Source organism: Undibacterium sp. SXout7W, assembly GCF_049339385.1.
GTDB lineage: Bacteria > Pseudomonadota > Gammaproteobacteria > Burkholderiales > Burkholderiaceae_D > Undibacterium.
Window position 1 is genome coordinate 79,727 of sequence record NZ_JBMPPF010000009.1, and the last position, 22,105, is coordinate 101,831.

Annotated in this window: 19 protein-coding genes; 12 read left to right on the forward strand and 7 right to left on the reverse strand. The window is 50.3% G+C overall.

All coding sequences use genetic code 11. The features are described from left to right. The first annotated feature begins 68 nt into the window (after positions 1 to 68). A complete protein-coding gene (locus ACO0LB_RS10550) occupies positions 69 to 809 on the forward strand; it encodes a GNAT family N-acetyltransferase (protein WP_423049062.1) in 741 nt (246 codons plus the stop codon). On the opposite strand, the gene ACO0LB_RS10555 is transcribed toward ACO0LB_RS10550, so the two are convergent. After that, positions 796 to 1,296 (reverse strand): Lrp/AsnC family transcriptional regulator, encoded by a 501-nt coding sequence (locus ACO0LB_RS10555; protein ID WP_423049063.1) that lies wholly within the window; start codon positions 1,294 to 1,296, stop codon positions 796 to 798. The two genes, ACO0LB_RS10550 and ACO0LB_RS10555, sit on opposite strands and share 14 nt — an antisense overlap. A gap of 183 nt (positions 1,297 to 1,479) precedes the next feature. On the opposite strand from ACO0LB_RS10555, the gene hppD reads away from it, so the two are divergent. The 3 genes from hppD to ACO0LB_RS10570 all read left to right on the forward strand — a co-directional run bounded on the left by hppD (position 1,480) and on the right by ACO0LB_RS10570 (position 4,190). Next, positions 1,480 to 2,595, forward strand: coding sequence for a 4-hydroxyphenylpyruvate dioxygenase (hppD, locus tag ACO0LB_RS10560; protein WP_423049064.1), 1,116 nt, complete (start codon positions 1,480 to 1,482; stop codon positions 2,593 to 2,595). Between the two features lie 199 nt (positions 2,596 to 2,794). Beyond that, the gene (gene phhA, locus ACO0LB_RS10565; protein WP_423049065.1) at positions 2,795 to 3,682 is read left to right on the forward strand and encodes a phenylalanine 4-monooxygenase; all 888 of its coding nucleotides are present in this window, start codon (positions 2,795 to 2,797) and stop codon (positions 3,680 to 3,682) included. A 142-nt stretch (positions 3,683 to 3,824) separates the two neighbouring features. After that, positions 3,825 to 4,190: a hypothetical protein gene (locus tag ACO0LB_RS10570; RefSeq protein WP_423049066.1), complete on the forward strand. Its 366-nt coding sequence runs from the start codon at positions 3,825 to 3,827 to the stop codon at positions 4,188 to 4,190. Positions 4,191 to 4,304: 114 nt separating this feature from the next. Here ACO0LB_RS10570 and ACO0LB_RS10575 read toward each other — a convergent pair whose 3' ends face one another. From ACO0LB_RS10575 to ACO0LB_RS10585, 3 genes are all read right to left on the reverse strand, one after another. Next, positions 4,305 to 5,126 (reverse strand): DUF2087 domain-containing protein, encoded by an 822-nt coding sequence (locus ACO0LB_RS10575; RefSeq protein ID WP_423049067.1) that lies wholly within the window; start codon positions 5,124 to 5,126, stop codon positions 4,305 to 4,307. 378 nt (positions 5,127 to 5,504) lie between these two features. Further along, positions 5,505 to 6,371 (reverse strand): lipid A biosynthesis acyltransferase, encoded by an 867-nt coding sequence (locus ACO0LB_RS10580; RefSeq protein WP_423049068.1) that lies wholly within the window; start codon positions 6,369 to 6,371, stop codon positions 5,505 to 5,507. Beyond that, positions 6,368 to 7,285 carry a lysophospholipid acyltransferase family protein gene (locus ACO0LB_RS10585; RefSeq protein WP_423049069.1) on the reverse strand — a complete coding sequence of 306 codons (918 nt, stop codon included), beginning with the start codon at positions 7,283 to 7,285 and terminating at the stop codon, positions 6,368 to 6,370. The genes ACO0LB_RS10580 and ACO0LB_RS10585 overlap by 4 nt, the downstream gene beginning before the upstream one ends. A 222-nt stretch (positions 7,286 to 7,507) precedes the next feature. Between ACO0LB_RS10585 and metK the strand changes: the two genes are divergently transcribed. Next, positions 7,508 to 8,689 (forward strand): methionine adenosyltransferase, encoded by a 1,182-nt coding sequence (gene metK, locus ACO0LB_RS10590; RefSeq protein ID WP_423049070.1) that lies wholly within the window; start codon positions 7,508 to 7,510, stop codon positions 8,687 to 8,689. Between the two features lie 29 nt (positions 8,690 to 8,718). Further along, entirely contained in the window at positions 8,719 to 9,660 is a 942-nt protein-coding gene (locus ACO0LB_RS10595) for a M14 family zinc carboxypeptidase (protein WP_423049071.1), read from the forward strand. Between the two features lie 78 nt (positions 9,661 to 9,738). Here the strand turns inward: ACO0LB_RS10595 and ACO0LB_RS10600 are convergent, their stop codons facing one another. Next, positions 9,739 to 10,419, reverse strand: a complete 681-nt coding sequence (locus ACO0LB_RS10600; protein ID WP_423049138.1) for a Fe2+-dependent dioxygenase — start codon at positions 10,417 to 10,419, stop codon at positions 9,739 to 9,741. A 31-nt stretch (positions 10,420 to 10,450) separates the two neighbouring features. On the opposite strand from ACO0LB_RS10600, the gene ACO0LB_RS10605 reads away from it, so the two are divergent. Beyond that, on the forward strand, positions 10,451 to 10,669 hold the full coding sequence (locus ACO0LB_RS10605; protein WP_423049072.1) for a hypothetical protein: 219 nt from the start codon (positions 10,451 to 10,453) through the stop codon (positions 10,667 to 10,669). Between the two features lie 62 nt (positions 10,670 to 10,731). On the opposite strand, the gene ACO0LB_RS10610 is transcribed toward ACO0LB_RS10605, so the two are convergent. Continuing rightward, positions 10,732 to 12,840 carry a TonB-dependent receptor gene (locus tag ACO0LB_RS10610; protein WP_423049073.1) on the reverse strand — a complete coding sequence of 703 codons (2,109 nt, stop codon included), beginning with the start codon at positions 12,838 to 12,840 and terminating at the stop codon, positions 10,732 to 10,734. Positions 12,841 to 13,427: 587 nt separating this feature from the next. Here ACO0LB_RS10610 and ACO0LB_RS10615 point away from each other — a divergent pair. The 4 genes from ACO0LB_RS10615 (at position 13,428) to ACO0LB_RS10630 (ending at position 20,108) form a co-directional block, all read left to right on the forward strand. Then, positions 13,428 to 15,191, forward strand: a complete 1,764-nt coding sequence (locus ACO0LB_RS10615; protein WP_423049074.1) for an ABC transporter ATP-binding protein — start codon at positions 13,428 to 13,430, stop codon at positions 15,189 to 15,191. After that, entirely contained in the window at positions 15,181 to 16,944 is a 1,764-nt protein-coding gene (locus tag ACO0LB_RS10620; protein ID WP_423049075.1) for an ABC transporter ATP-binding protein, read from the forward strand. Before ACO0LB_RS10615 ends, ACO0LB_RS10620 begins: the two co-directional genes overlap by 11 nt. A gap of 9 nt (positions 16,945 to 16,953) precedes the next feature. Next, positions 16,954 to 19,185: a penicillin-binding protein 1A gene (locus ACO0LB_RS10625; protein WP_423049076.1), complete on the forward strand. Its 2,232-nt coding sequence runs from the start codon at positions 16,954 to 16,956 to the stop codon at positions 19,183 to 19,185. A 419-nt stretch (positions 19,186 to 19,604) separates the two neighbouring features. Beyond that, complete coding sequence (locus ACO0LB_RS10630; RefSeq protein ID WP_423049077.1) at positions 19,605 to 20,108, forward strand: hypothetical protein; 504 nt, start codon at positions 19,605 to 19,607, stop codon at positions 20,106 to 20,108. A gap of 80 nt (positions 20,109 to 20,188) precedes the next feature. On the opposite strand, the gene metC is transcribed toward ACO0LB_RS10630, so the two are convergent. Continuing rightward, on the reverse strand, positions 20,189 to 21,409 hold the full coding sequence (metC, locus tag ACO0LB_RS10635) for a cystathionine beta-lyase (RefSeq protein ID WP_423049078.1): 1,221 nt from the start codon (positions 21,407 to 21,409) through the stop codon (positions 20,189 to 20,191). A gap of 164 nt (positions 21,410 to 21,573) precedes the next feature. Between metC and ACO0LB_RS10640 the strand changes: the two genes are divergently transcribed. Further along, positions 21,574 to 22,056, forward strand: a complete 483-nt coding sequence (locus tag ACO0LB_RS10640; RefSeq protein WP_423049079.1) for an Lrp/AsnC family transcriptional regulator — start codon at positions 21,574 to 21,576, stop codon at positions 22,054 to 22,056. The last annotated feature ends 49 nt before the right edge of the window (positions 22,057 to 22,105 follow it).

Here is a 22,105-nt window from a genome sequence, read left to right on the forward strand (position 1 = left end):
AATAATCTGAACAGATCGCCTACAATGTGTTGTGCACTGCACAAATTCAGTTGCATTAAGGAATCATCATGAATACCTCCGACATTTTCCCCGAAGGCAACCGCCAACCGGCTGACGCCAAAACCACTTCTGCGATTTACGTCAAAGAACTCTCTGCGAAAGACCGGCATCGCATACTGAAGCATTTTCTGGCGCTGGAAGAAAGCGATCGTCTGCTGCGTTTTGGCACGTATCTGCCAGACCCGATGATAGAAAAATATGTAGAAGGCATCGATTTTTCCCGCGACAAAGTATTCGGTGTCGTCAGTCACCATTTCCGCCTGGTTGGTGTCGGTCATCTGGCTTATGCAGCGCGCAGCCAAGAAGACGAAGATAGCGACAAAGATGCCGTTGCAGAATTTGGCGTATCGGTATCGAGTTCCGCACGCGGTAAAGGTGTTGGCTCCAAATTATTTGAACGTGGCGCGATACATTGCCGTAATGACGGAATTGACACACTCTACATGCATTGCCTGTCGTCAAATCAGACAATGATTCATATTGCCAAAAAAGCTGGCATGGAGATTTTCAGGGAATATGGCGAAGCCGATGCCTACCTGAAGCTCATGCCCGCCGATGCCTCCAGCGTCCTCAAGGAAGCGGTGCAAGAGCAATTTGCAGCGATTGATTACACCATCAAGGCAAATACCCGCGCTGCCGTTAAATGGCTCCGGCACTTGCCAGGCATACGGGATACTCACCGCGACACCCATCATGACGCACATAAAAACGATGCAGAAGCCGGTGTGCCGGAAGTTAAGTCTGACTGAGCACGGGTAAGGCGGTCGTCTCCTTGATCTGCTGCAAGGCAAAGCTGGACTTCACGTCCAGCACCGCAGGATGGCGCAATAATGTCTCCATCATAAAGCGTGAAAAATGATTCATGTCTTCGACATGAACACGCAGCAGATAATCCATTTCTCCGGTCATGGCATAACAGGCAACGACCTCCGGCCATTGCGCCACCGAGACTGAAAAATCATCCCGTGGTGAACGTGACATCCCCTTACCCGGGTTGTCGCTATGCTTCTCCAACCGCACATTAACATACGCCAGCAAACCCAGACCTATCCGCGCTGGCTCCAGCAAGGCGACATATTTACGTATCACCCCACTCTCTTCCAGACGCTTGATACGCCGCAGGCATGGTGAAGGCGACAGATTAATACGTTCGGCAACCTCCTGATTCGTTAGCCGACCATCGGCCTGCAAAATCGCCAGAATTTTTCTATCAATTTTATCCAACTCTATAGACATTAGATTCTGCCAATTAATATAAATAATGAGCAATATTATTGCGTAAATTCCGCAATGTTTGGGTTATTTTGAAATTTTATGGCGCGTTTCGCGGACTATACTGAGAGCTTGATCTGCATCAAAACTGATTCAAAAAAAGACGATTCTGATGCGGAAAATGACAAATTTATACAGGAGACAGGCATGACATTCCAGACTTGGGAAAACCCCATGGGCACCGATGGTTTTGAGTTTATCGAATACGCAGCACCTGATCCGAAAGCACTCGGCGAACTGTTTGTCACGATGGGCTTTACCGCCATTGCCAAACATCGCACCAAGGATGTCACCCTGTATCGCCAAGGTGGCGTGAACTTCATCATCAATGCCGAACCTGATTCTTTTGCTCAAAAATTTGCCCGCAAACACGGCCCTTCCGTTTGTGCGTTTGCGTTCCGCGTCAACGATGCTAACGCCGCTTACAAACGTGCGCTGGATCTGGGCGCATGGGGCTTTGATAACAAAACCGGCCCGATGGAACTGAATATTCCTGCGATCAAAGGCATCGGCGACTCGCTGATTTATTTTGTCGATCGCTGGCATGGTAAAGATGGTGCGCAAGATGGTGCTATCGGCAATATCAGTATTTACGATGCCGACTTCGTTGCATTGCCAGGCGTGGATTCGAACCCTGTCGGCAGCGGCCTGACTTACATCGATCATCTGACGCACAACGTCCATCGCGGTCGCATGAAAGAATGGGCAGATTTCTATGAAACATTGTTCAATTTCCGCGAAATCCGCTACTTCGATATCGCTGGCAAACACACTGGTCTGAAATCAAAAGCAATGACTTCGCCTTGCGGCAAAATCCGTATTCCTATCAACGAATCCTCGGATGATAAATCCCAGATCGCAGAATACCTCGACCTGTACCACGGCGAAGGCGTGCAACATATCGCGATGGGTACAGACAATGTGTATGACACTGTCAGCGGCATGAAAGCCAATGGCGTGGCATTCCAGGATACGATAGAAACCTACTACGATCTGGTGGACCGTCGCCTGCCGGGACACGGCGAGCGCCTGGAAGAATTGCGCAAACTGCGGATTTTGATTGATGGTAAGAGCACTGAACATTCCCGCGAATTGTTGTTGCAGATTTTCACCACGACAGTGATCGGCCCGATCTTCTTTGAAATTATTCAACGTAAAGGCGATCAGGGTTTCGGCGAGGGAAATTTCCGCGCCCTGTTTGAATCGATTGAGCTCGATCAGATACGACGCGGTGTATTGAAAGACGATAAAACACCAGCATAATTCTGCATAGAATCGACAAGGTCAACAGGGCGAATCACCTGTTGGCCTTTTTTGTATCGCCATACCCTGGCGACACCTTGCACTACGCGCAAGAATTCAATCACTGATACATCACTTCTGTATCAATTTGGTTTGCATTGATTTACATTGATTTGCATGTGTTTGCATGGTGTACAAGTAGTTGAATAAAGGAATAATCATGACGACAGCAACAGTTTCCAATGAGGAATTTCTGGCTACCGTAGCAGAAAAATCTGACGGTGCCGCTTTACGCGGAGACTATAGCCAGGCCGATGCCCGCTATGTGGTGCAACAGCACTGGGATGCGTACACTGAAGCAGAACACGCGCTATGGCGCAAACTGTACCAGCGACAAGCGGCATTGCTGCCGGGGCGTGCCTGTCAGGAATTTATCGACGCCCTCGAAAAAATGGATGCCGCCCACGGCATTCCCGATTTTACACAGACCTCGGATGCCTTATTCAAGGCCACAGGCTGGACGATCGTCGCTGTTCCCGGGTTGATTCCTGAGCTGACTTTTTTTGAACATCTGGCCAATCGTCGTTTCCCGGTCACAGTCTGGCTGCGCACGCCGGAAGAATTTAATTACATCGTTGAGCCAGATGTCTTTCACGATTATTTCGGCCATGTTCCAATGCTGTTCAATCCGGTATTTGCGGACTATATGCAGTTGTATGGTAAGGGCGGCCTCAAAGCCATGTCGCTTGGCGGCCTTGATTATCTGGCTCGTCTGTATTGGTACACAGTGGAATTCGGATTGATCAATACACCGGAAGGGCTGCGTATTTATGGCGCCGGGATTTTATCGTCGGCAGGTGAAGTGGAATATTGTCTGAGTCGCGGCACGCATTCGCATCATCTGCGTCTCGACATTGAGCGCTGTCTGCGTACACTGTATAAAATCGATACGTATCAGGAAACCTATTTCGTGATCGACGACTTTCAGCAATTATTCGATGGAACCGCTCCCGACTTCACCCCTGTGTATGAGCGTCTGAAACAGCTACCGTCGCTGCCTGCCAACAGCTTGCTGGCGCATGAAACAGAACTGCTGGAAGCGCTGTGATCGCACGATGCGGTTAGCCACAACACTTGCTTACAAGATAGCGCCGGGCTGAAGCAAGCCCGTTACAATTGCGTGTTTAAATCAGGACATCAGATGGATTTGATGTCCTGATCTGTTTTTTATCACTAAAAATTTCATCGCAATGAAACAATCTGTCTTTGTAGAAACAGAGTTTTTCCTCCTGATATTGTTTACCTTCGTCTTCCCCATCAGCATTTACGCTTACATGATGTGGAAACAGTCTATTTCACGCAAAACGGTGCTGTTATTTGGCGTGCTGTTGATTGTGATTTCCGCCATCAATATTTTTCTGTTGCAGCTTTTAAAAATAATGGCAAAAAGCTCGTTATCACCTATGGACGACATGATTTTTACCTCAGAAGTCTCGGTCGCGCTGTATGTTATACCGGCGATTTTTGCCGGCATCGGGGTCAACATCATTTCTCATATCCTGATCTCGCACCTGACCGAAGCAGAGAAAAAATTCGACCATGATCATGTCGCCTGAATATTCATAAAAATATACTCCCCCTAGTATAAAAAACTCCCGCTTATATTATCTCGTCGGGATGATACTTTTATACTTAAACATGGGGGAGTATCTGTTTTATTGACTATTATTTCAAATACGCCAGTACACTGCCTTGTCGCGTTGCATCAATGCGTTGGCGATCATTTCACGACGTAAGGTCGCATAATCTTCGTGAAATTGCAGAAAAAACTGGTTGAGCTCCGCTTCCGGATATGGCCGCCCTTCCTGCAATTGCGCTGCCAGCCAGCGCAAAATCACCAGACGCTTTTTACGCTGTTCAGGAATTTTCAACAGACGCCCATCCTGAATAAAAGAAGCCATCACACGGTCGGCTTCGGCAGCAGTTGATTCGACCTCCAGCGCAGCCTGACTGGCATTCCAGACTGCATGAAAACGCTCGGTACGACTGCTCTGCAAACGTTGTTGCGCCAGTTGCAACCAGCTCGCACTACCGTACCCACCGACCAGATCATGTGCAATCGGCTGCCAGCAAGCCTCTTCGGTACTGAGTCCTAATGCCAGAAGATATTCTGCCCGCACCACAACATACTGACGCCGATATGGCAACAGATAAGCAGAAGGATCCACTTGCAATTGTCGTACAGCGTCTGCGTAACTGGCGTACCAGTGATTGGTGTATCCACCGACTTCGCTACCATGCCAGAAATCGCCCATATCATCAGTCGCAGCAGCTTCTGCCCCCAATACGTGGCGGGCATGTTCCCAATGCTGGAAACCCGTATCTGCAGCGGCCAAATTGAGGCAATGCCGTAATTGCCAGGTCTCGGGCATCGTCCAGCCACGCTGACGACTGAGTATCAGCGCACGTTTTTGCGCTGCATGTTGGCCAGTCTCCAGCAAGTTCAGCAATAACCGAGCGCGTGTTTTGATTTCAGTGGTCAGCGCATTCATACGGATGCTCCTGACGCTGGCATTGCACATGAAGCTGAGCATAAAACTGAACGTGAAACTGATACCGCCATCGCGCTAGCCATATTTGCGGAAGGAAGCAAGGATGTGAGATATGTAGCGTCTGCGGAGAACGCCGACAAAACGGAAAGACAATAACGAGGTATTAACATGATAAGACTCCTGTTCGCTTATCGACGACCCGCTGACGTCAAACGAAACCTGGATTCATCACATTAAAAAGAATGGATTGCAGGGTGAGAGCCTCTTGAGCGGGCAGGCGCCCCTGAGCACCTGTGCCGCGATTGTAGAGCGTAGGTCTGGTCAGTGTCAATGCAGATTCACAACACTTCGATCACTGAGTCCTGCATCCATCCTGGCTCAATCGTATACCGATGGCTGACCCGGTGGCCGGGTTTTAAAGCGCTTGTGCGCCCAGAAATATTCGGCTGGCGACTTCAGAATTTCTTGCTCAATATAATGATTCATATAACGCGTTGCCGCGTTGATATCCTCACCCGGATAATTCTCCCACGGTTCGCGGAACGCCACCTTCCAGCCACGATAATCCGGCAACATGGTCGCAATGACGGGAATGACTTTGGCTTTGGTCGTCGCAGCGATTCTTGGTACTGCGGTCAGCGTTGCGGCAGGCACGCCAAAAAAAGGAATGAATTCCGCATCCTTGGCGCCAAAATCCATATCCGGCAGCATAAAAAAAGGCAAACCTTCGCGCATCGCACGAATAATCGGCTTTACGCCTTCTGCACGCGAAAATAATTTCACCGGACGAAAACGCGAACGACCTTTACGCAGGGCCTCATCAAAAACGGCATTGCTTTGTCGGGTGTAAATCGAACATAAAGACGATTCCAGCATCACCGCCACCCCCGCTACATCAAGACAAACAAAATGCGGACACATCAGAATCGTCGGTCCCGCTTGTATCGTTGCCAGCGGTACTGCCGGATCAAGCTGAATCAGCTTTTTTAATCGAGCCTCAGATGACCACCACAGAATCCCGCGTTCCAGCACGCTGCGGGCGTAGACTTCAAAATGGCGACGGGCAATCTGCATTCGTTCTTCTTCGCTCAGATCCGGCAAGCAAAGGCGCAGATTGGTCAGTGTGATATGCCGGCGCTTTTTGATCAGACGAAACAACAGGCGCCCGACCGCTTCGCCCAGTCGCCCCAGAATAGGCAGAGGCAACCAGTGCAGCAACCACATCAACGCCAACACCAGTCTCATGCCTGCTCCTGCGTTGACGCTGTGTTATTGCCATCGTCGCTGTTGTTGCCATTGTTACTGTTGTTGCCATTGTTGCTGCTTTCAGGACCGTCCACACCATCAGGCTTTTTGTAACGGTTATAGCTCCAGAAATACTGCGCCGGTGTTTGTGCAATCAGTTTCTCCATTGCACGATTAATTGCTGTTGCCTGTTGCGTTGCATCGCTGCCCAACTCTTCTTCAAACGGTACAAATCGCACCACATAACCACGTCCCAACGGCAGGCGCTCTGCATACGTCAGGATGATCGGCGCACCTGTCATGCTGTGCAATTTGGCAGAAAGCGTCATGGTATAGGCCTGCTTACCAAAAAAATCAGCCCAGACACCCTCTCCCTCCTGCGGTACCTGATCAGGCAATAATCCTATCGGCTCACCTTTTTTCAAGGCCTTCGCCATCATCCGTACGCCGGACAGATTGGCCGCCGCCAGCAATAAATTATCGCGGGCACGTGCCCCTTCAATCAGTGGCTTTAATGCATCTTTACGGGGTGGACGATACAAAACCGTCAACTTTGTTCTGGTAGCAATAAATTGCGCCACAATTTCAAAACAGCCCAGATGAGGTGTTAAAAATATCACCCCTTTTTTTGCATCCAGCGCCGCCTGCACCAGCGCCCAGTTTTCGACACTCGCCGTCCGTAATACACGCTCAGGTCTGGCGCACCAGATAAACGGCAGCTCCAGAATATTCTTCCCCGCCTCCCTGACCGCAGCATGTAAATGTCCGGAAACACCAGCACGCGCCATGTTTTCCTGCATACGACGGCGATACGATGCCGACAGCAAATACACCATCCAGCCTAATGACGATCCTGCAAAATGCAGTACCGAAAGTGGAAAAATTGATAAAAATCGGAATAAAGTGACAAGCATGATGCTGCTCAAGAATCAGTGAAAAATTGAGGGGTATTCGACACACGTCGAATAGAAGGCGTAAAATATCACACATTGGCTGACTGTTGAGGTTCTGACAGCAATGCTACCGCCGAGTTAACAGACAACTTGCGAGGCGGTATATAAATTCCGCTAAAGCGTCGCAGGTTCTCTCACCGACTGCGGCACATTTTTTACGGTCATTTTTTACAGGAGCCTGCGATGGCAAATGATTTTCTTTTTACCTCCGAGTCCGTATCCGAAGGACATCCAGACAAAGTTGCGGATCAGATTTCTGATGCGATTCTGGACGCGATTCTCGAACAAGACCCTTATTCCCGCGTTGCTGCTGAAACCCTGACCAATACCGGTCTGGTGGTGTTGGCTGGCGAAATCACCACGCAGGCCAATGTAGATTACATTCAGGTCGCACGTGACACCATCAAGCGCATCGGCTACGACAATACTGAATACGGCATCGATTACAAAGGCTGTGCAGTATTGGTGGCGTACGACAAGCAATCAAATGACATCGCCCAGGGCGTGGATCGCGCCAGCGATGACTACCTGAACATCGGCGCCGGTGATCAGGGCCTGATGTTTGGTTATGCGTGCGATGAAACACCAGAATTAATGCCAGCACCGATTTACTACTCACATCGTCTGGTTGAACGTCAGGCACAACTGCGTAAGGATGGCCGCCTGCCTTTCCTGCGTCCGGATGCCAAATCCCAGGTCACCATGCGCTATGTCGATGGCAAGCCACACAGCATTGATACAGTTGTTTTATCGACCCAGCACAGCCCGGATCAAAGCGAGACATCCAGCAAGATGAAGCAGTCTTTCATCGACGCGGTGATTGAAGAAATCATCAAACCAGTGCTGCCGAAAGAATGGCTGCAAGATACCAAATACCTGATCAATCCTACCGGTCGCTTCGTGATCGGTGGCCCGCAAGGTGATTGCGGTCTGACTGGTCGTAAAATCATCGTCGATACTTACGGTGGTGCCTGCCCGCACGGCGGTGGCGCGTTCTCCGGTAAAGATCCTACCAAGGTTGATCGTTCCGCTGCATACGCCGCACGCTATGTTGCGAAAAATATCGTCGCTGCTGGTCTGGCACGTCAATGCCAGATTCAGGTTGCGTATGCAATCGGTGTGGCACGTCCGATGAACGTTACGGTGTATACCGAAGGTACAGGCGTAATCCCGGATGAGCAAATCGCTGCACTGGTCAATGAACATTTTGACCTGCGTCCGAAAGGCATTATCCAGATGCTGGATCTGCTGCGTCCGATTTACTCCAAAACAGCGGCGTATGGTCACTTTGGTCGTGAAGAGCCGGAGTTCACTTGGGAGCGCACAGATAAAGCTGCCATCTTGCGCGCTGCTGCCGGGCTGTAATTTTTACTATTCAAGGAGTTGAAGCCGCGATGCAATGGAGTTTGTCGAGAAGTGAATTCATTGCATCCGGCTGCCAGCAACTGATTGTGCAACACATACTGAAAACGATACCGCTGCTGGCTCTCTGTGGCCTGGCAGCGCTCTCCATCAATCCTGCCCAAGCGGCTGCTAACAACAAAGCCAAAACTGCAAACGACTGGTGCCCACCGCTGGTGGCACGGCTACCCAAAGTATCGCTCAATGATTGTCGCAGCAGCAAACTCAATCCTACTGGTGCGTCGTCGCTGAATGGTTTTCCGGTGCTGGCGCGCGATATCAACGCTGATACCAAACATCCCCATGCGATCAGAATTTTATTGCTCGGCGGTATACATGGCGATGAGCAAACAGCGTCTTCGATTGTATTCAAATGGATGGAGTTAATGCAAAAACCCGGTGCACAGGAATTCAACTGGAAAATCGCGCCTATCGTTAACCCTGATGGCTTGATGGCACCAAAGCCCAAGCGTGTGAATGCGCGGGGCATTGATCTGAATCGTAATTTCCCGACACCAAACTGGCAAAAAGAAGCACCAAATTACTGGGCTCGCGTGACCCGCAGTGACCCACGTCGTTACCCTGGGAAAACGCCGATTTCTGAACCTGAAAGCCGCTGGGTATATGACACCATTGAGCGATACAAACCGGATGTGATTATCTCCGTACATGCACCATTTGGCGTTCTGGATTTCGATGGTCCGACCACGCCACCGAACCGTTTTGGCCGACTGATTTATAACCGTGTTGGCGTATATCCGGGTTCATTAGGAAATTACAGTGGGCTGCACAAAGATATTCCGGTCGTCACGATAGAGTTGCCAAATGCAACGCAAATGCCGCCTGATACCGAAGTACTGCGCATCTGGCAAGACATGCAAGTCTGGATACGCCGCCATGTTGCTGCACCAATGAAGACCGCCAAAAATCCTTGATCTGAACGAGATTCATATCAAGGATACAGCTCATTTACGCTACACCTCATCAACAACAATCGCGTCGTTGATGAGCACTCAGGTCTCCGCCCACATCCTGAGCAAATTGTGATAATGCCCCGTCAATTGCACGATCGCTTCGGCATCTGCACCGCTCGCATTCAGTTTCTGGATCGCACCATCCATGCCATATAACAAGGCGCGCTGACCATCATCCCTGATCATGCTTTGAGTCCAGAAAAATGAAGCTAGCCGGACTCCTTCCGTGACCGGCGTGACACGATGCAAACTGGTCGATGGATACACTACCATATGCCCCGCAGGGAGTTTAATGCGGTGGCTGCCATAGGTATCTTCGATGACCAGTTCGCCACCATCGTATTCATCGGGATCGGATAAAAACAGAGTACAGGAAACGTCTGTACGGATTTTTTTTCCCGTACCCGGTAAGAGCCTGACGGCATTATCAACATGCTCCCCGAAATACTGTCCGCCACCATACAAATTAAACATAGGCGGATAGACTATCGCCGGTAACACGGCACTGATAAATTGCGGATGTTTTTCTAGCGCTGAAAGAATCAGATCAGCGAGCCGCAATGCGTGCGGCCCGCCTTCTGGCAGTTGCCAGTTATTTTTTACCAGACTGCCTTGATAGCCAGCAGTCACTTGCCCATCAACCCATTGCGCCTGGTTTAACTGGTCACGGCAAAAATTGATGTCATCTACACTCAGAATATCAGGAATCGTAATCAACATATCAATCAGAATTAAATAGGGCTGACGCACAATGATGTCAGCAAGGCGGGCAACGAAGGCAGCAGCACTGGTAAGGGGCTGCTACGGTTCTGGTGAGGCACTCTACAACAAAGAATTCTCACGCCGTTGTGGCGGCTTTGCGTCAGTCCTGACAAAGAAAAATGGAGTGATGAAGCTCGTACACATGGGGAGAAATATGCAAGAGATTCTTCACGCCAGAAAAAATCTGACCAGTGTACGACGTCAGTAAATCGCTGGTCAGGCTAGTTTGCGCAATGACCGCTATCGCTACTCAGACGGTCATGATAAAAATCAGAAACGATAGGCAAACGTCAGTAGTACTCCACGCCCTTTTGCTGGCGTGGCGCGACCACTGGATGCTGTTTCAAAATAATATTCGTCCGTCAGATTTTGTAAGTTCAAACGAATGTCATAGTCTTTTTGTTTATACGCAATCGTCGCGTCATAACGGTGATAACCATCGACATAAGCTGTTTCAAAATTATTCAGATAACGTCTGGATGCATAGAGCACACCACCGCCGATTTCCCACTGCTGAGCGGGACTGAATGTACTCCATAATGTGACGTTATGACGTGGAGTATTCGGCAGGGTTTTACCGACCGCAGAAATGCCGCCGCTGGTTTCTTTGAGCGCATTGATTTTGCCATCCAGCAGCGTATAACCGGCCATCACTTGCCATGCAGAAGTAACGCGACCAACGATGCCGAGTTCAATACCCTGCACTTGAGTATCACCGGACAAGGTCACGACCGAAGTCAGCGGATCGGTCGTACGGGCATTGGTTTTCTGGACGCGGAAAACAGCGCCGTTCAGGCTCAGATTCCCGTCCAGAAAATCAAGCTTGGTACCAAGCTCTATCGATTTGTTTTTCTCGGGATCGAGATTGACATTCGATGCGGATAAAGCCAGCGTTTCTGTCGAAGGATTGAATGATGTTCCGTAGGATACATAGTAAGACTGCATTTCTGTCGGCTGCCAGATCAGACCAGCACGAGTGCTCAGCATGTTATCGGTGTGGGATAAATCTGTTCTGACTTTGGTACTGTAACTGTATGCAGACTGTGAAGCGCGGTAACGATCCCAACGTACACCCGCCACCAGCTTCCATTGTGGATCAAGATCAATCTGATCGTTCAGGTAGAGCGCAACCGACGTTGCATCTGAATCCGTTTGCGTACTGGCAGTACGCACCGCTGTTGCGGGCTTGGCCACATACAAAGGAGCAGCCAGATTGACGTTACCAAGCCCGCTCCAGGTATATCCGGCATTGGCATACTTATCTTTCGCCAACTCCAGCCCGCTGGTGAAGGTATGCTGCACGCCAGCCAGTTTCCGCTTCACAATCAGGTCGGTCTGATTCACGAAAGAACTATCGTCAATCACACGATCACCAGGGTTATATACGGCCACAATTTTATCCAAAGCAATACCAACAGGATAAGTACCCGTCACGTTGACCCGTGTAGGCGACGCCGTGGTTGTGTATTTAGCATACTGTGTTCTGTTTTGCAGTGTCGTATCTTTATCGATTTTATGTTTGATACTGACGCTGGCAATCGATGCGTCCTGATCATACCGGTCATCGGTATAACCGTAGTAACGACTGGCAGGAGCGTTGATGGGCTTGCCATTCACAACAGGAAAACCATAATCGGGAATATCTTTATTACGTTGAATAAATGCAGACAAAATAATTTCGGTTGGCGTTCCGATGCCCAGTCGCAATGAGGGCGCAACACCAAAACGCTTGTTCTGCACTACATCGCGTGTTGACTCGCTATCTTGCACAAAAGCGTCTACGCGAAATGCGGATGTCTCGGACAATGGACGGTTCAGATCTAGTGTACTGCGATAGTAGCTGTCTGTACCGATCGTGGCAGTCACTTCACCACTTGCCCGAAGGTTGGGTTTACGGCTTGACTGGTTAATCACGCCGCCGGTAGAGCCACGTCCAAACAGCATCGACGAAGGCCCTTTTAATACTTCGACCGCTTCCAGATTAAAGGTATCACGGCTGTACTGACCTCGATCGCGGAAGCCATCCAGATACACGTCCGTTCTGGCAGAATAGCCACGTAGATTGATATTGTCGCCGATCTGCCCGCCTTCGCCGGCAGAGATGGTAATCCCGGGAACATTGCGCAAGGCTTCGCTCATGGTCGTTGCCGCCTGCGCATTGAGCACCGCCCGATTCACCACATTCACAGTCTGGGGAATATCGCGCATGTCAGCACCAGCTTTATTGCCGATAGTCGATGTGGCTGCGGCATAATTATCTTTATCAGCACGCTCCTGCACCTTGATTTCAGGTAGTACGGCAGGCGCTGTTTGTGCTATTGCAGGAGCCGCAACGGCTGTGAGTAATGCAGTCGCTAACGGTGTCAGACGGTGTTTCATTTGTTTCCTCTTTTATAGTAAGCCAATGATGAATAACAGAAATGGCTGGCTGACAAAAAGAGTCGTTGCTGGCTGCTGCAATACGAAGTAAATATAATCACACAACATTATAAATGAGAATTATTCTCATTAAAAGTTTTTTGTTACAACTCTTCACACAGAAGACAAACATAGAATTGTCATCGCAGTGTGTCGCAGCGAAGAAAGTACCGGCTTACACAAAACTTGACAACAATGAGCCACCACACCACCTGGATAATTTTGTACCAGTCCTGATTCATTAACACTGACGAGAAAAATCAGACCACAACAGACAGGGAACAGGCAGAAGACACCGTATTCAACCGAAGTACCGAATACACCGGAAAACATCAACTACATCTGTTTCAAAAAGAAACAGTCCGAAGTGCGATAATGGGCGTTTGACCAGACATTAAACTGAATTGCAGGCTATATCTTTGGTTGAATTTTTTAGTATTCAACACTTCCTGATTGCTACGCCGTTTCGATTGCGTGTCAGACATGGATGAATCATTCACCTAATCCGTTTTCCTGTGCCGGAGAGCGGATTTTATTTAAGAATGTGCATGACGCTGTTTCAATTATTACGACAATTTATCCGTCAGCACTGGCGACATTATGCGGCGGCAGGTGCCATGCTGGCTGCAGTGGCAGTGATGACAGTCTGGATACCGCGCCGTGTCGGTACCGTCATTGATGGCATGGTCTCACATCAGCTGGATCAGCGCGCTTTGTTGACAGAACTCGGCTGGCTACTCGCCATGGGAGCTGCTATTTACTTCCTGCGCGTGGGCTGGCGCATGCAGTTGTTCACAGCCTCTTATCAACTCGGGGTGGAACTGCGTACCCGTCTGTATCAGCGTCTGAGCGTGCAAGGTGCCGGTTTTTTTCAGCAGCAAAGAACTGGCGATCTGATGGCATTGGGCACCAATGATGCCGATGCGATTGAACTGGCATCAGGCGAAGCAGCGCTGGCGGGTTTCGATGGTTCGCTGACCTTCGCACTGGTCATTGGCATGATGTTGCTCGGCGTTGACTGGCGTCTGGCACTGGCTGCCCTGCTGCCATTTCCTTTCATGGCGTGGGCCTTCAGAAACATCACCCATCACGTACACGAAGCCTCCCGCGACTCGCTGGATCGTTTCAGTAAACTCAATGAGCAGGTACAGGAAACACTGGCCGGTGTGCGCACTTTACGGGCACTGGGTCTTGAGCAGCGCAGCGCGGCGCAGTTTGCCGAACTCGCTGAACAGGCCGCAGCAGCGAGCCTGTCGGCACAGCGCTGGGAAGCCGCGTATGAGCCAGCGGTCGGTATTGCCCTTACCTCTGCCGGAGCATTGACACTGGGGGTTGGCGGTTATCTGGTCTGGCACGGTGACATCACGATCGGCGCACTGACCAGCTTTACCATGTATCTCGGGCAACTGATCTGGCCGATGTTTGCCGCTGGCTGGGTATTATCGTTACTGGAGCGTGGCAAAGCCGCCTGGAACCGCCTGGAACCTGTGTTATCGCAGCCCTTATCGATCGAAGACAAAGGCACACTCAGTCATCCTCCTGCTGGCCTGCTGGAGTTGCAACACATCAGTTTCACTTATCCTGGTCAGGTGCAAGCAGCATTGGAAGATATCTGTCTGCGTATTGCACCGGGACAAACGCTGGGGATCGTCGGCCCTACCGGCTCGGGCAAATCCAGCATCATCCGGCTTTTGCTGCGCCAGATAGAGACCGGGCATGGTCGCATCTGCTGGGGTGAACATCCGTTGTCAGCCTATCCTCTGCATGCACTGCGCCGCGCGATCAACTGGGTAGCACAAGAGCCTTTTTTATTTTCTGCGTCGATTGCAGACAATATTGCCCTCAGCAATCCAGCTGCAACACGCGAGCAAATCATCCATGCCGCAACGCTGGCAGCGGTACACGACGATATTCTGCGCTTTCCGCAGGGATACGACACTCCCGTCGGCGAACGCGGCGTAACCTTGTCTGGAGGCCAGCGCCAGCGTGTGGCGATTGCGAGAGCACTGTTGACCGACAGTCCCCTGCTCTTGCTCGATGATGCATTGTCTGCCGTCGATACCGATACCGAAACCCGCATCCTGCAACATCTGGCCCGTTTGCGATTACAAACACATGCGCAAGGCACTGAACGCAGCGCGGTCATCGTCAGCCATCGTCTCAGTGCTGTGGTGGATGCAGATCAAATCATCGTCCTGCGCGATGGCAAGATTACCGAGCAAGGCACGCATCAACAACTGCTTGAGCGGCAACAATGGTATGCATCGCAGTGGCGCTATCAGCAACTGGAGGCAAGTCTGAATGCAGCCTGAACAACCCAATATCAGACATCGCACCGAAAAACAGCTCGCGGTGCAATTACTGGTCAACGCTGCACATCCTGAAAAACACCATGTGATTGCCGGCATCCTGTTCCTGCTGATTGCCGCAGGTCTGGAAGCGGTCGGCCCTCTGCTCGGCAAAGCGTTTATTGATCGCTACCTGTTACCACATCAGATGGACTGGCCGCTGGTGCTACTGTTACTCGCAGGCTATGTGCTGACAGGTTGGGCGGCCACCTGGCTGCGCTATCTGCAATTAACCCGTCTGGCAGGGGTGGCAATGCGGTCGGTGCGTCGTTTGCGCGAGCAAGTGTATGGCCATGTATTGCGACTGCCGATGGCATTTTTTGATCAAGCGATTACGGGTCAGTTGGTCAGTCGTGTGACCAACGATACGGAATCAGTCAAAAATTTATACGTACAAGTCTTGTTCGTGATGCTCGACAGTTCGATCGTGGTGCTGGGCGCGCTGGTCGCAATGGCATGGCTGGAATGGCGGCTGATGCTGATCGTCACGATGCTGATCCCGGCAGTCATCATCATCGTCTGGTTTTATCAACGCTGGAGCGCACCGGCGGTCAGTAAGGCACGCCAGCTGCGCAGTGAGATCAATGCCCAGGTGGCAGAGAGCATCAATGGTATGAGTGCGCTGCAAGCCAGTAATGCAGAACAACGCTTCGGCAAACGCTTCGCTGATACCAATCAGCTGCATTACGCAGCAAGACTGGACGAGTTACGCGCCAATGCCTGGCTGCTCCGCCCGGCACTGGATTTTCTGAACGCTGTGTTACTCGTGATCGTGATTTTCTGTTTTGGGCAGCGTAGTTTTTCCGGTGTTGAAATCGGTATTCTGTATGCGTTTGTCAGCTATATTGCCCGCGTGGTCGATCCGCTGATACAGATCACTCTGCAATTCGGACAAATCCAGCAAGCCGTTGTCTCCGCCGCCCGCGTCAATACCTTGCTTAACGAAACCGTCGTCAGCCAGTCTGATACCAATGCGCAAATGCAGCATGGAGAAGTCCGCATAGCACATCTGAGTTTTGGTTATGATCCTGCACATCCGGTACTGCACAATCTGCAGTTGCATATTCCTGCCGGAAGTTTTTATGGCATCGTTGGTCATACCGGCAGTGGTAAATCAACGCTGATGAGCCTGCTGCTGCGGTTTTATACAGCACAATCGGGCAGCATCTGTATTGACGACCAGCCACTGTCCGCGTTCTCTGATGCACATTTCCGCGCCAGTGTCGGACTGGTGCCGCAAGAACCATTTTTGCTGGCGGCCAATGCGCGCGACAATATTGCGATGGGACGCGATATCAGTGAAGCCGATATCATGGCAGCCGCAAAGGCTGCGCATGTGCATGATTTCATATTGCAACTGGAAGATGGTTATGACACGCCTCTGGGCGAAGGTGGAGCCAGACTTTCTACGGGACAAAAGCAACTGATCGCCATCGCCCGCGCGCTTGCTGGCAAGCCACGCATCTTGTTTCTGGATGAGGCCACATCACATATCGATAGTGAAACCGAGCAAATCGTACAGCTTGCATTAACGGAATTACGTGGCAGCGTCACTATCATTGCCATCGCACACCGCTTGTCGACGATACGTGATGCCGACAGCATCATCGTTCTGAATCACGGACAACTGGTCGAACAAGGAAATCATGCAAGCCTGATGCAACTCGATCAGGGCATTTATCAAAAACTGTATTTGTTGCAAACGCTGGAAGAATAAGGACACAACATGAAATGGATTATCGCCATGCTGGCACTGGCTGCATCTGCGGTTGCAGGTGTACTGGCTTACGTATTTCTGGTGCTTGCACCAGACTTGCCAGCGCTGGATGCCGTCACCGATTACAAACCAAAAATTCCGTTGCGTATCTATACATCCGATAATGCACTGATCGGAGAGTTTGGAGAAGAGCACCGGGATTTCGTGCCGATTAAATCGATTCCCCCACTCATGAAAAATGCCTTACTGTCGATCGAAGATGCGCGTTTTTATGAACATGGCGGGATTGATTTTATCGGCGCAGCACGGGCGGTACTGGCGGATTTGCGCGGTGGATTTCATCAGGGCGCATCGACCATCACCATGCAAGTCGCCCGGAATTTTTTCCTCACGCAAGAAAAAACCGTCAATCGTAAACTGCGGGAAATTCTGCTGACGTTGCGTATCGAACAGGCACTGAGTAAAGACCAGATTCTTGAACTGTATATGAACCAGATTTACCTGGGACAACGCACCCACGGTTTTTCCAGCGCTGCACGCACTTATTTTGGCAAACCCCTCGATCAATTGACGATTGCAGAAGCCGCCATGCTGGCGGGAGTGCCGCAAAATCCGGTGCGCCATAACCCGGCAGTCAATCCGCAACGTGCCAAACAAAGACAGATGCTGGTATTAAAAAGCATGCTCAACAAAGGCATGATTACCGAAGCACAATTTGATCAGGCCAGCAAAGAACATCTGACCATCACCGGCAAACAGCAATTTGACGCCCATGCCGATTATGTCGCAGAACTGGTGCGGCAACGGGTCGTGGCAGAATACAAAGACCTCGCCTATACCTCGGGCATCAAGGTCTACACAACGCTATTAAAAGCAGATCAGGACGCCGCCTATGAAGCAGTGCGCCGCAACGTGCTGGCTTACGATCAGCGTCACGGCTATCGCGGTCCGGAAGCCTTCATCCGCTTACCCGCTGACGAAGAAGCAAGAGATGACGCGATTGACGAAGAACTGCGCAAACATCCGGCGAATGACAAATTATTGGCGGCAGTGGTCACTGATGTCAGCAGCAAATCGGTACATGCAGACCTTGCCTCTGGCGAGAACGTAGAACTCAGTGGTGATGGCCTGCGCTTTGCAGCCAGTGCCTTGCAGTCTAATGCTAAATCAGACTTGAAAATTGTCCCCGGCGCCGTCATCCGCGTTGTGCAGGATGCAAAAAAGCGTTGGTCGATTACACAAATACCGGAAGTAGAAGGCGCCTATGTCGCACTGAATGCAGAAACTGGTGCCTACCGTGCGATTGTGGGCGGTTTTGATTTTAATCGCAAAAAATTTAATCATGTCACGAGCGCCTGGCGTCAACCAGGTTCGAGTCTGAAACCATTCATTTATTCCGCTGCACTGGAAAAAGGGTTTTCTCCTGCGACCATGATTAATGACGTGCAATTGTCTGCGACCAGTGAAGAAGCGTTGCGTTGGGATCCTCGCAATGATGACGGCAAATATGATGGCCCTATCAGTATGAAAACAGCACTGGCTCACTCTAAAAACGTAGTGTCCGTCAGAATACTGAAAGCGATTGGCGTAGACGCGGCACATCAGTGGCTCCCACGTTTTGGCTTTGAAAAAGAAAAGCACCCGGGAAATCTGACCATGGCACTGGGAACAGGCTCAGTAACGCCTGTCCAGTTAGCCGCTGCCTATGGCGTATTTGCCAATGGCGGCTATCAGATTACTCCCTGGCTGATCAGCAAAATTACTGATGCGCGTGGCAATATCCTCAGTGAAAACAAAGCACCGGCAATCGCTCAGGAAGATTCACGGGTCATCGATAGCCGTAATGCCTTCATCATGGACAGCATGTTGCGAGAAGTCACGCGCAGCGGTACTGGCGCTGCCGCCAGCCAGAAACTCGGTCGCCGCGATCTGGCTGGGAAAACCGGTACCACCAGTGACGCTGTTGATGGTTGGTTTGCTGGCTACGCAGGCAATGTCGTTGCCGTTGCATGGATGGGCTACGACGATCCAAAATCTCTGGGTGGCAGGGAATTTGGCGCTACGCTGGCATTACCGATATGGATAGATAGTATGCGAGTCAGTCTTGCAGGAAAAGCGGAAACCCAGCGTATGGTTCCGGATGGCATCAGTAACAGTGAAGGTGACTGGATGTATAACGAATTTATCAATAGTGGCGGGATCAAAACGCTGGGGATGGAAGAAACGCCCCCTGCCGAATGACATCAATCAGACGAAGATAAAAAGTGCAGACAAGTTGGCAGGCAATACCGATGAGGCTAATCGAGTGATCTGCTGACTTCTGGCCTGCCTTATTCAGCTTTTTTATGCATTAATTATGAACAATTTATGCATAAAAAAATCCCCGTTGATGCAATATCAGCGGGGAAGAAGTCCTTACCTTTGGAGGAGTATTCAGTAGGATATTTAAATCATAATCACGCGACATGACACCGTGATGACACCGCAGTCAGGTCTGATTGATCTTGGTATGCCTTGTATTGATACGCCTGCATTGCTGATCGGCATCTCATCTTAAATCGAAGAACAGACGGGTAAGCATGCGCTTATTCCGACACTGACATTCAGCATCCTTTTTGTACACTGGACTCCGTCCTCTTTACACTTGAAAAGGTAGCCTGATGACTTCCGGATATCAAACCCGCAGAACCTTGCCCCGCGAGCCGCAGTTTATGCATGGCACACCAGGTACTATTTTTATCTTAGAAAACGATGGTTTGCGTCAGGGTCTATACCGCATTGGCGCAACGCGTCGGTCAGGTGTTGCCAAAGCCATGGAACTCAATCGCGATACTCTGCATACAATTCCAGGGAATTACGAATGCGTCTTCGAATTGCATGCAAAAGACTGCGGCGGAGCGCTGGAAGAAATTCTGAAGCTGTTTCAGCATCATCGCCGGGGCAGAAAAACCCAGGATTTTTATGAACTCGATCTCGATACTGCTACTGAGAAAATTGCGAATGTGATTGCGACTTTCAACCGTCAAGGAATCGTACGGCAACAGCAACATCAGAGCATGATGCGCCATCTGGTCATGGATGAGATTCCGGCAAGTAATACACCAGAATTTACGCCACCACCGGCCAGCCTGCTACAAAAGGCTTACCAGTGGGTTGCTGGTTAATATCAGTAACGAGAAATGACATTAATATTGCTCACGACCAGAGATCGAAGATGTTGCAGATTTCACAGATGTCACAGAGTTCAGGCCGCTTTTATTTGAGCGGCCACAGACATAGCACGCAAGTCAGCAAACCCGTCTGCCAGATCCACCAGTAAATCGTCTGCATCTTCCAGACCAACGTGCAAACGCAACATCGGCGCGTTCCATTGATCGACGTCAATACTGCGATAACGCGAAGGAGCGGTTGGCAGAATCAGGCTCTCATAGCCGCCCCAGCTATACCCAATACCAAACAAGCGGGTACGGTCTATCAACGCAGCGACCTGTTGTACAGTGATGTCGCCGTGAAATACCAGCCCCATTAATCCACATGCATATTCAGGCCGGAAATCTCGCTTCCAGAGTGCGTGGCCGCGAGCATTTTCTAATGGCGGATACAGTACCTCAGCCACTTCTGGTTGTGTCTGTAGCCAGCAAGCTATCTTGTACGCACTCTCACGATGAACAGCCAGTCTGGCGGGCAAAGTCCGCAAACCCCGTAAAGCCAACGCTGCATCGTCGCTACCGATCGTCAGACCAAGCTGGCGGTAGGTGTCGCGTATCACCGGATGCAGCGCTTCCGTCGTCAGGATCGCGCCCATCAAGGCATCTGAATGCCCGACGATATACTTAGTTGCCGCATGAATCGAAACATCAATCCCCAACTCAAACGAAGACCAGCCGATCGGTGTTGCCCAGGTGCTATCGGACACGACAACCGCACCGTGCGCATGTGCAACTGCGGCAATCGCTGGAATATCCTGCACTTCAAAGGTCAGCGATCCAGGCGACTCAACAAAAATTACCTTGGTATTCGGCTGCATCCATTTGGCAATGTCTGCACCAACCAATGGATGATAGTAAGTCGTTGTCACACCGATATTTTTTAATAATCCGTCGCAGAACAAGCGAGTCGGATCATATGCTGTATCGACCATCAGCAGATGATCACCTGGTTTCAGCAAGGCCAGCAAGGTGGTCGTAATGGCAGACAAGCCGGATGGGGTCAGCATACATGCAGCGGCACTTTCTGCGGCACACAAGGCTTGCTCAAGTGCCAGCGTAGTTTCTGTTGCAAGACGGGCATAAGAGCGACGAGTGCCGCTGGCAGCATGCAAGGCTGCCACATCGGGAAACAGCATCGTCGACGCCCGGACGACCGGTGGATTTACAGGACCATGCTGAGTTTTATCACGACGTCCGGCATGGGTCACACGGGTAGCAATCTGTGCTGATTGCCATTGAGAATCTGTCAATATCATTGCCAACTCCATTACGTTTCTGGTTCTGGCGACATTCGTGCATAAAGACCATATGCAATGCCGCCAGCGATAAGAACATCGTAACCAGAAAGGCAGAAAAATTTTTACCAAAACTGCTAGCAAATTATGCTAATTTAAGAAAAATTTTCTACATATTAAAAAAAATGGATAAAAAAGATCTTGATATTCTTCATCTATTGCAAAAAGATGCCTCTATGCCGCTGGCAGATCTGGCGCAGGCGGTGAATTTATCCGTCACACCCTGCTGGAGGCGTGTGCAAAAATTGCAGGAAGATGGCGTCATACGCGCGCAGGTTACGCTATGTGATCCGGTGAAGCTGAATCTGGGATTGACTGTCATGGTTGCGCTCAAAGCGGCCAGACATAATGAAAAATGGATGCAGCAATTCATTGCCGGTGCCACCAGCATTCCTGAAATCGTAGAAATTTTCAGAATGAGTGGCGATATTGATTACCTGCTCAAAGTCCATGTACCGGATATGGCAGGGTTTGATCTGGTCTATAAAAAATTGCTGAAGGTGGCAGATTTGCAGGATGTCAGTTCCAGTTTTGTGATGGAGGTCATCAAGAACACCACCGCACTACCACTCGATTACGCCATACTAAAATCGGCAAAAACCGCCTGAATTACCGGCATATAACAAACTATATCGAATGAGTTACGCTTAACTTGCT

Coding starts and splice junctions, on each gene's coding strand:
- ACO0LB_RS10550 (WP_423049062.1), top strand. CDS start 69: ATGAATACCTCCGACATTTTCCCCGAAGGCAACCGCCAACCGGCTGAC.
- ACO0LB_RS10555 (WP_423049063.1), bottom strand. CDS start 1,296: ATGTCTATAGAGTTGGATAAAATTGATAGAAAAATTCTGGCGATTTTG.
- hppD (WP_423049064.1), top strand. CDS start 1,480: ATGACATTCCAGACTTGGGAAAACCCCATGGGCACCGATGGTTTTGAG.
- phhA (WP_423049065.1), top strand. CDS start 2,795: ATGACGACAGCAACAGTTTCCAATGAGGAATTTCTGGCTACCGTAGCA.
- ACO0LB_RS10570 (WP_423049066.1), top strand. CDS start 3,825: ATGAAACAATCTGTCTTTGTAGAAACAGAGTTTTTCCTCCTGATATTG.
- ACO0LB_RS10575 (WP_423049067.1), bottom strand. CDS start 5,126: ATGAATGCGCTGACCACTGAAATCAAAACACGCGCTCGGTTATTGCTG.
- ACO0LB_RS10580 (WP_423049068.1), bottom strand. CDS start 6,371: ATGAGACTGGTGTTGGCGTTGATGTGGTTGCTGCACTGGTTGCCTCTG.
- ACO0LB_RS10585 (WP_423049069.1), bottom strand. CDS start 7,285: ATGCTTGTCACTTTATTCCGATTTTTATCAATTTTTCCACTTTCGGTA.
- metK (WP_423049070.1), top strand. CDS start 7,508: ATGGCAAATGATTTTCTTTTTACCTCCGAGTCCGTATCCGAAGGACAT.
- ACO0LB_RS10595 (WP_423049071.1), top strand. CDS start 8,719: ATGCAATGGAGTTTGTCGAGAAGTGAATTCATTGCATCCGGCTGCCAG.
- ACO0LB_RS10600 (WP_423049138.1), bottom strand. CDS start 10,419: ATGTTGATTACGATTCCTGATATTCTGAGTGTAGATGACATCAATTTT.
- ACO0LB_RS10605 (WP_423049072.1), top strand. CDS start 10,451: ATGATGTCAGCAAGGCGGGCAACGAAGGCAGCAGCACTGGTAAGGGGC.
- ACO0LB_RS10610 (WP_423049073.1), bottom strand. CDS start 12,840: ATGAAACACCGTCTGACACCGTTAGCGACTGCATTACTCACAGCCGTT.
- ACO0LB_RS10615 (WP_423049074.1), top strand. CDS start 13,428: ATGACGCTGTTTCAATTATTACGACAATTTATCCGTCAGCACTGGCGA.
- ACO0LB_RS10620 (WP_423049075.1), top strand. CDS start 15,181: ATGCAGCCTGAACAACCCAATATCAGACATCGCACCGAAAAACAGCTC.
- ACO0LB_RS10625 (WP_423049076.1), top strand. CDS start 16,954: ATGAAATGGATTATCGCCATGCTGGCACTGGCTGCATCTGCGGTTGCA.
- ACO0LB_RS10630 (WP_423049077.1), top strand. CDS start 19,605: ATGACTTCCGGATATCAAACCCGCAGAACCTTGCCCCGCGAGCCGCAG.
- metC (WP_423049078.1), bottom strand. CDS start 21,409: ATGATATTGACAGATTCTCAATGGCAATCAGCACAGATTGCTACCCGT.
- ACO0LB_RS10640 (WP_423049079.1), top strand. CDS start 21,574: ATGGATAAAAAAGATCTTGATATTCTTCATCTATTGCAAAAAGATGCC.